Raw genomic sequence first — 14,166 nt, 5'->3', positions numbered from 1 at the left:
TTGTGCTGGCGACAATAGCAAGAGTGAACCACCTGATCCCTTCCCGAACTCAGAAGTGAAACCTCTTTGCGCTGATGGTAGTGTGGGGTTACCCATGTGAGAGTAAGTCATCGCCAGCTCATTATTCGAAACACCCCCAACTTAACAGTTGGGGGTGTTTTTTTGTGCGCGGGGGGTATAGCAAAATCAAATATAGTAAAAATAATATTCTGAATTTACTCAAAACTCGAAACACCCCTTAGCGAAATCGTTAATGGGTATTTTTATTATTGTGAATCAAATATTTGAAAATTATTAATTTAGAAAAAATAGAAATTTGAAAGCCAGTTCGTATGTTTTTTGGTAAAACTGTGTTATAAAAATTAAAACGGCATAAAAATTGCTTATAGAATAAGATTTTTAATTAAGGGGGTAATAATGAGATTATCAGTGGGCTTAAAAATTGCGAACTCGCTGTCATTAACTCCACAATTGCAGCAAGCAATTCGGCTATTACAATTATCGAGTTTGGAACTGGAACAAGAAGTTCAACTGCAACTTGATAGTAACCCTCTATTAGAAAAAGTTGAAGAACAGATTACCCTTGAACGCTTATCGACACTTGAATCAAATAATGAACACAAAGACCTAACTAATGAGCTCAATGCGGATCACCTTCCCGATGACCTACCTGTAGATACCGATTGGGATGATGTCTATACTCATCAACCTACCAGCTTAGGTGCGGCTGAATTCGAAGAGCGCGAAGACAATCGTCAAGGGCATCAGAGCTTACAGGAATATATGCTTGAGCAAATTAACCTGTTAAATTTTTCACAGCTTGATAAATTAATCGCTTATTGCATTGTCGATTCCTTGGATGACAAAGGCTTTTTAGATGCTGAGCTGACTGAAATTACTGCATCGGTACAACATCTTCTATCCTTGATGGGGAGTGAGGAGGAAATTGAAGATGATGAAGTTGCGGTCGTATTAAAGCATATTCAGCGTTTAGATCCGGTGGGTGTAGGGTCTAGAAGTTTGGCAGAATGTCTATTGGTTCAGCTTGATCATTTACCTGCCTCAACGCCTTGCCGAAATGATGCAATCAAGCTTCTACAACATTATGAATTACTGATTAGTAATGAACTGCCAAAATTAATTAAACAAACCGGGCTAAATCCAGAGCAGTTACGCTGTGCGGTAGATTTATTAAAAACTCTGAAACCTCACCCGGGCTTGGAGTTTGAAAATAAAGAATCGGATTATCAGGTGCCAGATGTTGTGGTCATGAAAAAGAATAACGCTTGGCATGTCAATTTAAATCCGGATGTACTGCCAAAATTACGTGTCAATCCTTTCTATGCCAAAATGATTCGTCGTGCAGATCAAAGTGACGATAATCAATATTTACGTAACCAGATGCTAGAAGCAAAAAATTTCATTAAAAGCGTTGATGAGCGGCATAAAACATTATTAAAAGTGGCAACCTGTATTGTTGAACATCAGAAAATGTTCTTGGAAATTGGCGCTGAAGGGATGAAACCTTTGGTTTTAAGAGATATTGCCGAAGAAGTAGAATTGCATGAATCGACCGTATCTCGTGTGACCACCAATAAATATATGCTGACGCCGCGCGGCTTATTTGAATTAAAATATTTCTTCTCGAGTCATGTGGGCACGACTTCAGGTGGAGAGGCTTCATCTACAGCCATTCGTGCCAAGATCAAAAAACTGGTTTCTGAAGAAAATGCCCGTAAGCCTTTGTCTGATAATGCAATCGCCAATATATTGAAAAATGAAGGGATTGATGTGGCACGACGGACGGTGGCGAAATATCGTGAATCGTTACATATTCCTTCATCTTCTGAGCGAAAGGTCTTGATCTAAAATTTAAAATCTGGCTATTCTAAAGATTCATTATGACAGCATAATGAATCTTTTTTCTTTTGAGGAACAGTGAAAATGATTTGAATCAGTGCTTAAAATACGATTTTTGAGTTATAAGTTGCTGTATTTAAATTATTTTATATTGTGACTCTTCTAATCCTAACGAAGGTGAGGGATAGAACTATGCAAATAACAATTCGTGGACATCATTTATCTATTACGCCAGCAATTGAAGAACGTATAAAAACCAAATTTTCACAAATGACCAAGCATCTTGATCAGGTGAATAGTATGCAAGTGAAACTCTCTAAAGATCATCAAATTGATAAACGCTCCAGAAAAGGCAGTAGTAATCATATCGCAGAAGCGATTATCCGATTGCCGGGCATCGAGTTTTTTGCCCATGCCACAGCAGATGATATGTATACTTCCATTAAACTTCTGACAGAAAAATTAAAACGCCAGATCGATCGATATCGGGAAATACATTTACAGCAGCATGCTTTGGCTTTGTAAAGGACAAATGATGAAAAAGAGGTTTTAAAAGCCTCTTTTTTTTATATATATAATGTATGGATCCATGAATTATTTTTGCTATTTATAGTAAAATGGCTCGTTTTACACCCTTAGTCCTATAAGAGGTCTTGTGATGAATAATGAACAGCTCGCTGAAATTTTAGAAGCCGCTTTTCCCGAGGCGGATGTTGCTGTGAGTGGTCAGGGCGGAAAATTTGATCTCCGTATTGTGGATGATCAATTTGAAGGTAAGCGTCCAGTTGCACGTCAACAAGCTGTTTATGCTCCTCTCAATGCCCATATTGCCAGTGGTGCAGTTCACGCAGTGACAATTCGAGCAATGACAAAAGAAGAATGGCGCAAAGCAAGCTTATTTGGAGCTTAATAAATTAATGGATAAATTTTTAATTCAGGGCGGTATCAAGCTCGAAGGTGAAGTGCGTATTTCTGGTGCTAAGAATGCCGCGCTTCCATTATTAGCAGCAATGATTCTTGCCGATACGCCAATTACGCTCAAAAATGTTCCTGATCTGAAAGATGTGAATACATTGGTGAAGCTGATTGCCGGTCTTGGGATCACCATGACTTATGAAGGCGATACCGTTACTGCGGATACCTCGACATTAGATAACCAGTTTGCACCATATGAGCTCGTGAAAACCATGCGTGCTTCTATTTTAGTGCTTGGTCCTTTATTGGCGCGCTATGGTAGTGCAAAAGTGTCTTTGCCGGGTGGCTGTGCAATTGGTTCACGTCCTGTTGATCAGCATTTAAAAGCGTTGGAAGCTTTGGGTGCAGAAATTGAAGTTGAAGCAGGCTATGTGCATGCCAAAGTCGATGGCCGTCTTAAAGGTGGCGAAGTCGTTTTCGATATGGTGACTGTCGGTGGTACAGAAAATATTCTGATGGCTGCAGTCTTGGCCGATGGTGTGACCACAATTCGCAATGCAGCACGTGAGCCTGAAATCACTGATCTTGCGCAAATGCTGATCAAGATGGGGGCCAAAATTGAAGGTTTGGATACCGATACGTTAATCGTGACTGGTGTTGAAAGTCTGCATGGCTGTGAATATGCAGTGGTGGCTGACCGGATTGAAACGGGTTCATATCTGGCGGCGGCTGCAATCACAGGTGGTCGTATCAAAACCACACACACAGATCCATCCCTCATGGAAGCTGTGCTGGATAAATTTGAAGAAATGGGCGCAGAAGTCACTCGTGGCGACGACTGGATTGAGTTAGATATGCTGGGTAAACGTCCGAAAGCCGTAAGCTTCCAGACCTTGCCACATCCAGAATTTCCAACTGATATGCAAGCCCAGATCATGGCTGTAAATGCCATTGCTGCAGGCTTTGCGACAATTTCAGAAACGATTTTTGAAAACCGTTTTATGCATGTTCCTGAGTTGGCCCGTATGGGGGCAAACATTCAGGTCGAAGGTAATGATGCTGTCGTAACTGGGGTAGAAAAACTTTCTGCCGCACCCGTAATGGCAACAGATTTACGTGCTTCTTTCTCTTTGGTACTGGCAGCACTTGCCGCTGAAGGTGAAACACTGATTGACCGTATTTATCACATTGACCGCGGTTATGAAAATGTAGAAGCAAAGTTACAAAGTTTAGGTGCCCAAATTAAGCGAGTAAATTAATGAGCGATATGAGAAACGATGATCCAAACTTTGACGTAATGGGCAATTTTGATCATGGTTTAACTTTGGCATTAAGTAAGGGTCGTATCTTAAAAGAAACATTGCCACTGCTTGAAACAGCAGGGATTAATTTACTGGAAGATCCGGATAAATCACGTAAACTGATTTTCCCCACTACGCATAAACAGGTTCGTATTTTAATTTTACGTGCTTCTGATGTGCCGACTTATGTAGAAAATGGTGCAGCCGATATTGGTGTAGCGGGTAAAGATGTATTGATGGAACATGGTGCGCAAAATGTCTATGAACCATTAGACCTGAAAATTGCGGTTTGTAAATTGATGACAGCTGGTAAAGTCGGGATGCAGCGTCCTAAAGGTCGTTTGAAAATTGCGACCAAGTACGTGAATTTAACCCGGCAATACTATGCCAGCTTGGGTGAGCAAGTCGATGTGATCAAGTTGTATGGTTCAATGGAACTTGCACCATTGGTCGGTCTGGGCGATTACATTGTCGATGTGGTCGATACTGGTAATACCTTACGTGCCAATGGTTTAGAGCCACTTGAAGAAATCTGTAAAGTCTCTTCACGTTTAATCGTCAATAAAGCCAGCTTCAAACGTAAGCAAGCCTTGTTAAATCCGATTCTGGCTCAGCTTGAAAAAGCAGTCGAAGAACGCGAAAAGGCAAAACAGGCTTAAAATTGATTGCTTAAGAAACCGCCCAATCCGGGCGGTTTCTTATTTCTCTATATATCAGATTCTATTTAAATCCTTTCATCAATTTTACCCAAAGCTATTTTCAATAAAACTCATAGAGCTAGAGCACTATGTCTGCCGACAAAAGCCTAGAAAACAGGTAAACTAAAGCCTTCGAATTCAAACCTGATGGGTAAATTGATGCGACGTTTATCGACCCAAGATCAAAACTTCAAGCAAGCATTTGCTGACTTGTTGGCTTTTGAGACTGTGAATGATCCTGAACTTTTAAAAACTGTAGATCAAATTATTGCTGATGTTCGTCAGCATGGTGATGCACATGTTCTTAAACTCACTCAACAGTTCGATCGACATCCGGCGCATCAATTTTCAGAGCTAGAACTGACACAAGAGCAGCTCAAAGCTGCCTTTGAAGGTTTAACGACTGAAGTTCGTGAAGCACTGGAATTAGCTGCAGCGCGTGTGCGTGAGTTTCACCAGGCCCAAAAACAAGATGGCTGGACTTATGTCGATGCTTTGGGGAATACGCTCGGTCAGAAAGTGACTCCACTGGATCGTGTCGGGATTTATGTGCCGGGTGGTCTGGCATCTTATCCATCCTCAGTACTGATGAATGCAGTGCCTGCACATGTGGCGGGTGTCCCTGAAATTATTATGGTGGTGCCTGCCCCGAATGGTGAACTCAATCCATTGGTATTGGCTGCTGCATATTTGGCTGGCGTAACACGTGTCTTTACGATTGGTGGTGCACAAGCCGTTGCAGCACTCGCATATGGTACAGAAACCGTACCACCTGTCGATAAAATTACTGGTCCAGGTAACCGGTTTGTGGCTGCAGCAAAACGTGCGGTGTTTGGTCAGGTCGGTATCGATATGATTGCAGGCCCTTCTGAGATTCTGGTCTATGCCGAAGGCGAGAATAACGCTGAATGGTTGGCGATGGACTTATTGTCACAGGCTGAACATGACACTGTGGCACAAGCCGTTTTCATTACACCTGATGAAGCACTTTTAGATGCTGTTGAAAAGTGGATTGAAAAACACTTAGAAGCATTACCGAAAGCAGATATTGCACGTACTTCAATTGAGAACCGCGGTGCTTTGGTATTGGTAAAAGACCGTGCTGAAGGTGCTGAGCTGATTAACCAAGTGGCGCCAGAACATCTCATGCTATGTTTAGATGAAGCACAAGAGATGGCAGAAGATATTCGCCATGCAGGCGCGATTTTCATGGGTCGTTACACCCCTGAAGCGATTGGTGATTATTGTGCCGGGCCAAACCATGTCTTGCCAACTTCAGGTACAGCACGTTTTTCATCACCGCTGGGGGTTTATGATTTCCAGAAGCGATCAAGCCTGATCATGTGTTCACAAGAGGGTGTTAAAACCTTGGCGAAAACAGCAGATATTTTGGCACAGCAGGAAAATCTGGATGCGCATGCGAGATCGGCGCGTTATCGTTACCAGTAATTAAAAATATAAAACCTCTCCTTAACTCTCTCCTACTAAGGAGAGGGGAAATATTATAAAGAATGAATATTCCTCTCTCTGAATGAGCTTTAAGCATTGTTTTAAAGTGAATGTAAGAGAGGTTAGTAGAGGGAACTTTGAGAATTTAAAAATGAATATCACCACAGAACAAATGCGTTTTTGGAGTCCTGACGTACGTGAATTAGAACCGTATACGCCGGGTGAACAGCCAAAAATCCAGAATATTTTAAAACTGAATACCAATGAAAATCCGTATCCGCCATCGCCTAAAGTGGTTGCGGCAGTGCAGCAGGTATTGGCCAATTCAGCTGACGTTTTGCGCCTTTATCCAGATCCAGACGCATCTGAACTTAAACAGGCGATTGCGAAACAGCAACATGTGCCTGTAGAGACGGTTTTTGTCGGGAATGGTTCGGATGAAGTTTTAGCGCACATTTTCAAAGCATTCTTTGTTCAAGAACAGCCATTGCTTTATCCAGACATCACCTATAGTTTCTATCCGGTATATAGTCAGTTCTTTGGGGTAAAAACCAAAATTTTACCACTCAATGATGACTTTGAAATTGTGGTAGATGATTATAAACAGGCCAATGGCGGTATCATTATCACCAATCCGAATGCGCCAACCAGTATTGATCTTGGCTTGGGTGCGATTGAAGAAATTCTGCAAGCCAATCCAGATTCAGTGGTGGTGATTGATGAAGCCTATGTCGACTTTGGCGCTGAATCGGCAGTCAAGCTGGTTGAGAAATACGAAAACTTAGTGGTATGTCAAACTACATCGAAGTCGCGTTCTCTTGCAGGATTACGTGTGGGTTTTGCCATTGCTCAGCCACATTTAATTGCAGCACTTGAAGCAGTCAAAAACAGTTTCAACTCTTATCCGATGGATCGTTTTGCGATTGCGGCAGCGGTGGCTTCTTTTGAAGATCAGGAATACTTTGAGGCACAAAATCAGAAAGTCATTGCCAGTCGTGAAAAGTTGGTAGCTCAGCTGAATGAGCTTGGTTTTAAGGTATTACCTTCGAGTGCAAACTTTATTTTTGCCACATTCGTATCTAAAGATGCAGGTGAACTCGCGAGTGAGTTACGTGAGCGTGGTATTATCGTGCGTTATTTCAACAAACCTCGTATTAATCAATTCTTACGTATTACGATTGGTACAGATGAGCAAAATCAGCGTTTAGTAGATACGCTAAAAAATGAGATTTTGTGTAATTAAAATCCTTTCTAGCCTCCCGTTTTAAAGGGAGGCATTCTCACCTTTATTAAAGGTGAGAAGCATTGCTGCGCAAGGGGGAGATTTGTAGTAAAAAGCGAATCTTAAAATTCACTTTTTATTTATTCAGGCTGATACCAGGTATTTAACAGATCAAGCATCGCTGAAACCTTATCAAAGCATTCTTGATATTCCGCATCACAATCTGAAGAAATGGTAATACCACCACCGGCCCATAAAGAAATATCTTCCTGATACTTTTGAATCGAGCGAATCAGAATATTCCAGGAGCCAGTGCCATCGAAATTGAAATAGCCCATAGAACCACAGTAAGCACCACGTGGTGCACCCTCAAGTTCTTCAATAATCTGCATGGCCCGAATTTTGGGTGCGCCTGTAATCGAGCCACCTGGAAGAGCAGACATGAGTACTTCAAAAGGATTGATATCTGCTTTTAAAGTCGCTTCAACTTCACTGACCATATGATGAACTTGATTGAAGCTTTCAATACTAAATAATTTCGGTGTTTTGACCGAGCCTGTTTCGGCATAAACACTTAAATCATTACGTAATAAATCCACAATCATGACATTTTCTGCCTGATCTTTTTCTGAGGCTTTTAGGGTCTGTCTGGATTGTTCATCGAGCACTGGATCAGTAAAACGGGGCATAGTGCCTTTAATCGGTTTGGTAATAATTTTTCGCTTCGTTTCAAAATCAATGAACAACTCGGGTGAGCAGCTTAATAATTCAAAATCACCAATACGCAAATAACCCGCATAAGGCGCTTCGGTTAATGTCCAGAAGGCTTGGGCGGTTGCTAAGAGGGAACCTTGGGCACGACCATTAAATTCTTGTGTCAGATTAATCTGATAGCAGTCACCTGCAATAATATAATCCTGAATTTTCTGAAATGCCTTGCTGTAGACCGTTTTGGTCCAGCGTGAAGTACAAGGGCTTATTAACTGAAACGTCGGACGAATTTTATTTTGATTAAGTAAGTTCTGAATATAATCGAAGATCTGTTCTGCCTCTGGATCATCACTATAGAACATCCATCCCTCAGAGCTTGGTTTAATATAGGAAGAAAATTGACCGATAAATAAACCAGGTTGAGAGCGGTCCGGATACTGAATATATTGCTGAGCCGCATAATCATAGCCAATAAAACCGACATAACCTCCATGAAATCCATTCTTGTGAGGATTTCTTAATGCATCAATTTCCAAACTAAACTCAGATGATCTGGGTTGATATTGTTCAATTTCCACTCTTTGAAACGACTGAATATGTGATTGCTGCACAATAAAATATTCTTGAGCACAGCAGGCAATAAAAGGCTGACCATTATTATTTAAATACACCAGATGCCCCAATGTCTTTAATGCGGATAATACATCTGCAACCAGAGGTGATTTAAATTTTAAGGGGCGATGATAGAGAGCTTCGGTCATTCAGTTAAGCAGAGTTCAATATGACTCGCTATTTTATATCAAGAAGACAGGAAAATATTTTTAAATCATCAAATACCGTTTATCGGTAAGCATTGGATTGCGACCAACAACAGTTGATCAAATGATTGCTCGGAGATAACTTAGTTCTGCAAGCAAATTACTCAAGGAAAGATGCTTTGCGTTGTCAGAAAATAAAAAATACAGCGTGAACATTGAGTGATTCACAACCAAAAAAAATACTACTCTTGGGAGAGTAAACAATGAAAAAATTCACAAAATTAGTTCTGGCGACTTCAGTTGCATTTAGTGCCAATGCGATGGCGATGCAGGCAATGGATGAAGCATCTCTAAGCGAAACAACGGGTCAAAGCGGCATTACTATCGGGATCGGTATTTCAAAAATCGCTATTGAAAAGTTATTTATTCATGATAATGACGGTTTAGCTGTTGATAAAGGTGGGACAGGTACGGCAGGTGCAATCGTTATTCGCGGTACGACTGATGTAGCTCCTGATGCCGCTGCTCTTGCTAATCCGACTACTGCAACTCATGGTGTAGTAATTGGTGCTAACTATGATGATGGTGGTGCTTACTTACTTCAATCTCGTAATCTTGCTGACTTGGTGATTGATTCAGATGCTGGTGCAGGGGGGGCTAATCCTTTCATTAATATTGCAGCACAAGTATCAGGTCTTGATATCAAGATCGGTCGAATTGGTGTAACTGCATCTGGCGTAAAAGGTGTAGGTGATAATGTAGATACAATTCGTCGAGGTGGAGGTGCGGTTATAAATGATATCCTCAGTGGTTTAGAAGTTAAAACAGGTGTGATGGATGCAAATATCCAATTAGGTGCCGCACCTCAAGGTGCGATGATCAAACTGAATACTAAAATGGTTGGTGGCCTAGAAATTAAAAATCTAGGTATTCTGGATAATTCAACTAAAGGTGTAACTGTGGGACTTTCAGGTACAACTCCAGTAACTACACGTGAATCTGGTGAGATCTTCATTGAAAGTATTAAAATTGCAGATTCGAAGTCTAATGATTTAACGATTAGCCAAAACATTTCAGTATTTAATGATGCTTATGTAGGCACATCTAATACTGTGGGTAAAGCAGCACATATTCGTATTGTAAGTAATGATACGGGTGCTAAAGATCAATACATTCAAGGTATTCATTTAGGTAATCGTAACGCAACTTCATCAATTGGCGATATGGAAGTTCAAGGTTTGCAAACTTTCTACTCTCCAGCTCCGCTTACTTATACAAAAGGTGCAATCATTACCATTTCTGGCCACTAACATTTACTTTATAAAAGCGCGTGTTTACACGCGCTTTTTTTATGACTGAATCATTTATCCAAAAAATAAAAAAAATGCTGTATTTTTTTGAAAAAGAAGGTATCTTTCTAGTTACAAGGAAGTAGAGTGAATGCTCTATAAAAAGAAAAATAGGCGTATCATGCCCATTATAAGAAAAGTTAATAATTATGTTAGAGATCGCGTTGGGCTCGGCATTGATGTATTACGCTGCCAAAGAAGCTCTGGATATCAAAAAACAGCCAAATGGCGCTGTGCACTATACTGAAGTTCTTGATTCAAGAAATGACTCTTTTGTGCGTATGCACCGTGAAGCTGTACAAGTAAAGCCTGCACTTCTGGATCAATTTCAGGGCATTGTACGTCAAGCCTATGACTATAGTTGTGGTTCAGCAGCCCTTACCACCCTACTCAATGGTTATATCGGTACACAGCTAGATGAACAGCAAGTCATGAATGGACTGATGAAATTCGGCGAAACCGATAAAATTATTGAACGCCGCAGTTTCTCTTTACTTGATATGAAGCGCTTTGTCTCGGCTTTAGGGCTAGAAAGCGGAGGCTATCGAGGAGAGTTCAAAGATTTAGTTAATCAAGATCAGCCTGCTATTGTTCCAATTTCTTATGCCGGATTCAAACATTTCGTAGTTTATAAAGGCTATAAAAATGGCCGGGTGTATGTCGCAGATCCAGCACTCGGTAATATCAGTTTTGACGAGCGGCGTTTTCAGGATGTTTGGGAAAATAATACATTATTCCTGATTAATGTCCCTGAACAATATCGTAAAAACTTTCTGGCATTGAAAGAAGCCGACATGCGCCATGTGGAAGATGCCACGATTAATCGTTATGCCTTGGTCGACATGCAGTATCCACAGTTCTATATGGATAAAATTGCCGATAAAGCCTCGACGATCCGTATGGACCGTAATCGTAATATAGAATCAGAAAAATTTGGAGAATATCAATATAATTTCCTGAGATTGTATTACAAGAATAAATAAAATGAAAAATAGTAATAAAAATTAAAATGGTGAAATGGATATGAACAGTAAATGGATGAACAAGACGTTCTTGGCACTGAGCATTCAAATGGTTATGGGCGTTGCATTTGCTGCAGAAGAGCCGACACTGGGTGAATACGAAACGGTTGATGAGGAAGTTATTGTTGAAACTGCTGTACCTGTACAGGCCCAGACTGAGCAAGTGGAAACACAGGCTGCACAAGAGCCGGAACTCGGTGGATATGAAACAGCTGAAGAAGCAGTGAGTGAAACTGCCGCACCGGTAGAGGCTCAGACTAAACAAGTAGCAGATGCATCCCAAGCTTTACAGAAACAGGAAGGTGATGCTACCCAGGCAGCTAATCTGGAAGAAGTATTTACTTCAAATGAACGTCAGTACTCACTCATTAAAAAAGGTGATATTTCATCATATTACGATATCGATTATACCTACTATCGTGACACTCAACTTGATATTGAAATGGCTCAGGGTCAACTATATCAACTTCGTGTACAAGAGAATGCCACGCATAGTTTGACCAATACTTTCACATTCCAATATGGGGTGAAAGATAACCTGACCTTAACTGCATCCTTGCCTTTAGTGGCCAAGACCGACTTGTTAAAAGACACTTCGACTGCCGGACTAGGTGATATCAGTGTTGGGGCACGCTGGGAACCATTTCCATTAAAAGCTGGCCGTTTACCTTTAATTTTATTTGGTAATTTATCAACAAAAACGGGCGACAGTCCTTATGAAATCAATGCAGCGACAGATCTGGCAGCAGGGAAGGGCTATTACTCAGCAGGAGTGGGTGCCAGTACACGTAAATACATCGATCCGGTCGTGCTGTTTGCCTCCGTTTCTGCAAACTATGGTTTTAAAGAATCAGGCCTGAACCAGCGTCGCGGTTATCGCATTATTGAAGAGTTTGAACCGGGGATTAGTGGGGGTTTTGCATTCGGTTTCGCATACTCATTTAACTATGACGTTTCGATGACCATGTCCTATCAGCAAAGCTTTAATACGGGAGCTGAGTTTAGCTATAACACAGGAGAAAGCTACTCTGCCGCGGATCAGACCAGTTCCACCTTGGCAATTTCATTAGGGGTGCGAGTCTCTCCAGAAACGATTGTAAATGGTACCGTCGGCTTAGGGCTGACCGAAGATGCGCCTGATGTTTCGTTGGGGTTGTCATTCCCGCTTGATATTTTAGGTTTTGGTAAAAAAATCAGTTAATAGGGGTGTCGTATGAAAAACATTCGACTTAGCCCGTTATTAACAGGAATTATTCTTGCGGGCTGTTCAAGTTATACCTTTGCACAATTGGGAACCAACCTTTCGGTTGATTTACGTGCATTGTCCATGGGGAATGCAGTTACGGCGGATCCCCCGGGAGTCAATGCCATTCACTTTAACCCGGCTGCTCTAACTAAAATTGATGGTTTGCAAACCGAACAGCAGATTATTGTGGCGAATTTTGATATCCAGCGGGAGTTTACAGTGCCGGCTGGATATAACGTATTTGGCTATTCTGATGACCCTATCGTCTGTAATGATGGACCGGAAGTTTCATCTGATTTATGTACTGATTTTAAAGGGCCGGTCAGTGGTGATGTGGAATATGTCAGCCTGTATGTCCCTTTTCTGAAAAAGATGGTGGATTTAGGCGAAGGTCTCCCTTTGGCTGCGCCCACCATGGGGATTGCTTATAACCCGCCTGGATCTAAAGCGACCTATGCAACAGCGGTATATGCGCCTTTAGTCGCTGGTTTCGGTCATGAAGATGGTAATCCGGCAAACTTTATGGGCCAGCAAGTTGCTTTGGAGCGGATTACTTACCTGTCTCCATCGATTGGTTATGAGGTCAATGACCAACTGTCCATTGGTGCTTCTGTCGGAATGTCCTATCAAGCCATTGGGATGAAAACAGATTTACGTTTCCCGAATGAGCTAATCGGGATGTTGCGTATGATCGATGAAGTTGTCTGTACACCATTTAAAGAAAACTCCGACATTATTACCGATATTCTGTTGCTGGGGATCTGTAATGCGGATGAGGGAATGAACCCATTTGGCAAGTTTGGTCAGATGCAACTGGAGCTTGAACAGAATTTAAGTCCAAGCTATAACCTCGGGATATTGTGGGAGCCACGCGAAGATTTCAGTTTTGGTATGGTCTACCAAAGTGCGGCAAAAATGCGCTTAAAAGGTAAATATCATATTGATAATGCCAAAGCACCACAGGAAATGATCAAGGGTTTAATGACTTCACCGACGGGTCAGATTCTGGCAGCAATTCTTGGGTTTCCTAATTATATTCCATCCAGTGAGTCTGGTTTGGTGTCGATGGATTTTGAATATCCAGCGCATTTTCAGGCAGGTATCAAATATAAAGTTATGCCAGATTTGCAGGTAAATTTTGATATTGGCTGGACAGACTACAAGGTTTGGGATGAGTTTAAGTTCGAGTTTGACCGTACCATTTCAGCCTTAAAAATTGCCAAAATCTTGTCTGCTAATGTCACTGATTCTACGCTGGCTTTGCCGATGGGATTCGAATCGCCGTGGAATTTCGGAATCGGGATGGAGTATTCCGCCACCGACCGTTTAAAACTTCGCGCAGGTTATGAGCCACGAACCAGCGCTATTCCAAAAAATAAGCGCAATACGATGGTTCCTATTAATGGTGCACAGCTATTTGGATTAGGTGTGGGTTATCGTTTTGATGCAGATACTGATTTGGATCTCTCGATTGGTTTCTTGCGCAGTAAAGATCAAATTCCAGCAAATACCAGTAGTTTAGCCAACCAGACCGGCGTGAATAACCTGTTATTAAACCCATATGCAGGTTTAAACGTGAAAACAGATACCAAGATTACCATTTTAGGTTTGAACTATCGCACTCGTTGGTAAGGA

At 41.4% G+C, this 14,166-nt stretch carries 12 protein-coding genes and 1 rRNA gene; 12 read left to right on the top strand and 1 reads right to left on the bottom strand.

Annotated features, from left to right (window positions below):
• The first annotated feature begins 4 nt into the window (after positions 1 to 4).
• From rrf to hisC, 8 genes are all read left to right on the top strand, one after another.
• A 5S ribosomal RNA gene (gene rrf / locus FTV48_RS08360) occupies positions 5 to 119 on the top strand.
• A 298-nt stretch (positions 120 to 417) separates the two neighbouring features.
• Entirely contained in the window at positions 418 to 1,869 is a 1,452-nt protein-coding gene (locus FTV48_RS08355; RefSeq protein WP_179999999.1) for an RNA polymerase factor sigma-54, read from the top strand.
• Positions 1,870 to 2,052: 183 nt separating this feature from the next.
• Entirely contained in the window at positions 2,053 to 2,385 is a 333-nt protein-coding gene (gene hpf, locus FTV48_RS08350; RefSeq protein WP_005172527.1) for a ribosome hibernation-promoting factor, HPF/YfiA family, read from the top strand.
• Positions 2,386 to 2,518: 133 nt separating this feature from the next.
• On the top strand, positions 2,519 to 2,770 hold the full coding sequence (ibaG, locus tag FTV48_RS08345; protein WP_004730742.1) for a BolA family iron metabolism protein IbaG: 252 nt from the start codon (positions 2,519 to 2,521) through the stop codon (positions 2,768 to 2,770).
• A gap of 7 nt (positions 2,771 to 2,777) precedes the next feature.
• On the top strand, positions 2,778 to 4,034 hold the full coding sequence (murA, locus tag FTV48_RS08340; protein ID WP_005172524.1) for a UDP-N-acetylglucosamine 1-carboxyvinyltransferase: 1,257 nt from the start codon (positions 2,778 to 2,780) through the stop codon (positions 4,032 to 4,034).
• Complete coding sequence (hisG, locus tag FTV48_RS08335; RefSeq protein ID WP_004646025.1) at positions 4,034 to 4,735, top strand: ATP phosphoribosyltransferase; 702 nt, start codon at positions 4,034 to 4,036, stop codon at positions 4,733 to 4,735. Before murA ends, hisG begins: the two co-directional genes overlap by 1 nt.
• A gap of 186 nt (positions 4,736 to 4,921) precedes the next feature.
• Positions 4,922 to 6,223, top strand: a complete 1,302-nt coding sequence (hisD, locus tag FTV48_RS08330) for a histidinol dehydrogenase (protein WP_081273097.1) — start codon at positions 4,922 to 4,924, stop codon at positions 6,221 to 6,223.
• A 151-nt stretch (positions 6,224 to 6,374) separates the two neighbouring features.
• Positions 6,375 to 7,466: a histidinol-phosphate transaminase gene (gene hisC, locus FTV48_RS08325; protein ID WP_100328969.1), complete on the top strand. Its 1,092-nt coding sequence runs from the start codon at positions 6,375 to 6,377 to the stop codon at positions 7,464 to 7,466.
• Between the two features lie 119 nt (positions 7,467 to 7,585).
• Here the strand turns inward: hisC and FTV48_RS08320 are convergent, their stop codons facing one another.
• On the bottom strand, positions 7,586 to 8,917 hold the full coding sequence (locus tag FTV48_RS08320; protein WP_179999997.1) for an anthranilate synthase component I family protein: 1,332 nt from the start codon (positions 8,915 to 8,917) through the stop codon (positions 7,586 to 7,588).
• A 260-nt stretch (positions 8,918 to 9,177) separates the two neighbouring features.
• On the opposite strand from FTV48_RS08320, the gene FTV48_RS08315 reads away from it, so the two are divergent.
• The 4 genes from FTV48_RS08315 (at position 9,178) to FTV48_RS08300 (ending at position 14,163) form a co-directional block, all read left to right on the top strand.
• Positions 9,178 to 10,224, top strand: coding sequence for a DUF6160 family protein (locus FTV48_RS08315; protein ID WP_005172505.1), 1,047 nt, complete (start codon positions 9,178 to 9,180; stop codon positions 10,222 to 10,224).
• 188 nt (positions 10,225 to 10,412) lie between these two features.
• Positions 10,413 to 11,246, top strand: a complete 834-nt coding sequence (locus FTV48_RS08310; RefSeq protein WP_005095859.1) for a C39 family peptidase — start codon at positions 10,413 to 10,415, stop codon at positions 11,244 to 11,246.
• A 34-nt stretch (positions 11,247 to 11,280) separates the two neighbouring features.
• A complete protein-coding gene (locus FTV48_RS08305; RefSeq protein WP_074384085.1) occupies positions 11,281 to 12,486 on the top strand; it encodes a hypothetical protein in 1,206 nt (401 codons plus the stop codon).
• Between the two features lie 12 nt (positions 12,487 to 12,498).
• The gene (locus tag FTV48_RS08300; protein WP_005095864.1) at positions 12,499 to 14,163 is read left to right on the top strand and encodes an OmpP1/FadL family transporter; all 1,665 of its coding nucleotides are present in this window, start codon (positions 12,499 to 12,501) and stop codon (positions 14,161 to 14,163) included.
• The last annotated feature ends 3 nt before the right edge of the window (positions 14,164 to 14,166 follow it).

Source organism: Acinetobacter sp. YH18001, from assembly GCF_013416975.1.
Taxonomy (GTDB): Bacteria; Pseudomonadota; Gammaproteobacteria; order Pseudomonadales; family Moraxellaceae; genus Acinetobacter; species Acinetobacter pseudolwoffii.
This window is presented reverse-complemented; position numbering and strand designations above follow the sequence as displayed.

What these genes read in the sequence shown, in the direction of transcription:
- ibaG (WP_004730742.1), top strand. Translation starts at nt 2,519, where the DNA reads ATGAATAATGAACAGCTCGCTGAAATTTTAGAAGCCGCTTTTCCCGAG.
- FTV48_RS08300 (WP_005095864.1), top strand. Translation starts at nt 12,499, where the DNA reads ATGAAAAACATTCGACTTAGCCCGTTATTAACAGGAATTATTCTTGCG.
- murA (WP_005172524.1), top strand. Translation starts at nt 2,778, where the DNA reads ATGGATAAATTTTTAATTCAGGGCGGTATCAAGCTCGAAGGTGAAGTG.
- FTV48_RS08310 (WP_005095859.1), top strand. Translation starts at nt 10,413, where the DNA reads ATGTTAGAGATCGCGTTGGGCTCGGCATTGATGTATTACGCTGCCAAA.
- hisD (WP_081273097.1), top strand. Translation starts at nt 4,922, where the DNA reads ATGGGTAAATTGATGCGACGTTTATCGACCCAAGATCAAAACTTCAAG.
- FTV48_RS08320 (WP_179999997.1), bottom strand. Translation starts at nt 8,917, where the DNA reads ATGACCGAAGCTCTCTATCATCGCCCCTTAAAATTTAAATCACCTCTG.
- hisG (WP_004646025.1), top strand. Translation starts at nt 4,034, where the DNA reads ATGAGCGATATGAGAAACGATGATCCAAACTTTGACGTAATGGGCAAT.
- FTV48_RS08315 (WP_005172505.1), top strand. Translation starts at nt 9,178, where the DNA reads ATGAAAAAATTCACAAAATTAGTTCTGGCGACTTCAGTTGCATTTAGT.
- hpf (WP_005172527.1), top strand. Translation starts at nt 2,053, where the DNA reads ATGCAAATAACAATTCGTGGACATCATTTATCTATTACGCCAGCAATT.
- FTV48_RS08355 (WP_179999999.1), top strand. Translation starts at nt 418, where the DNA reads ATGAGATTATCAGTGGGCTTAAAAATTGCGAACTCGCTGTCATTAACT.
- FTV48_RS08305 (WP_074384085.1), top strand. Translation starts at nt 11,281, where the DNA reads ATGGATATGAACAGTAAATGGATGAACAAGACGTTCTTGGCACTGAGC.
- hisC (WP_100328969.1), top strand. Translation starts at nt 6,375, where the DNA reads ATGAATATCACCACAGAACAAATGCGTTTTTGGAGTCCTGACGTACGT.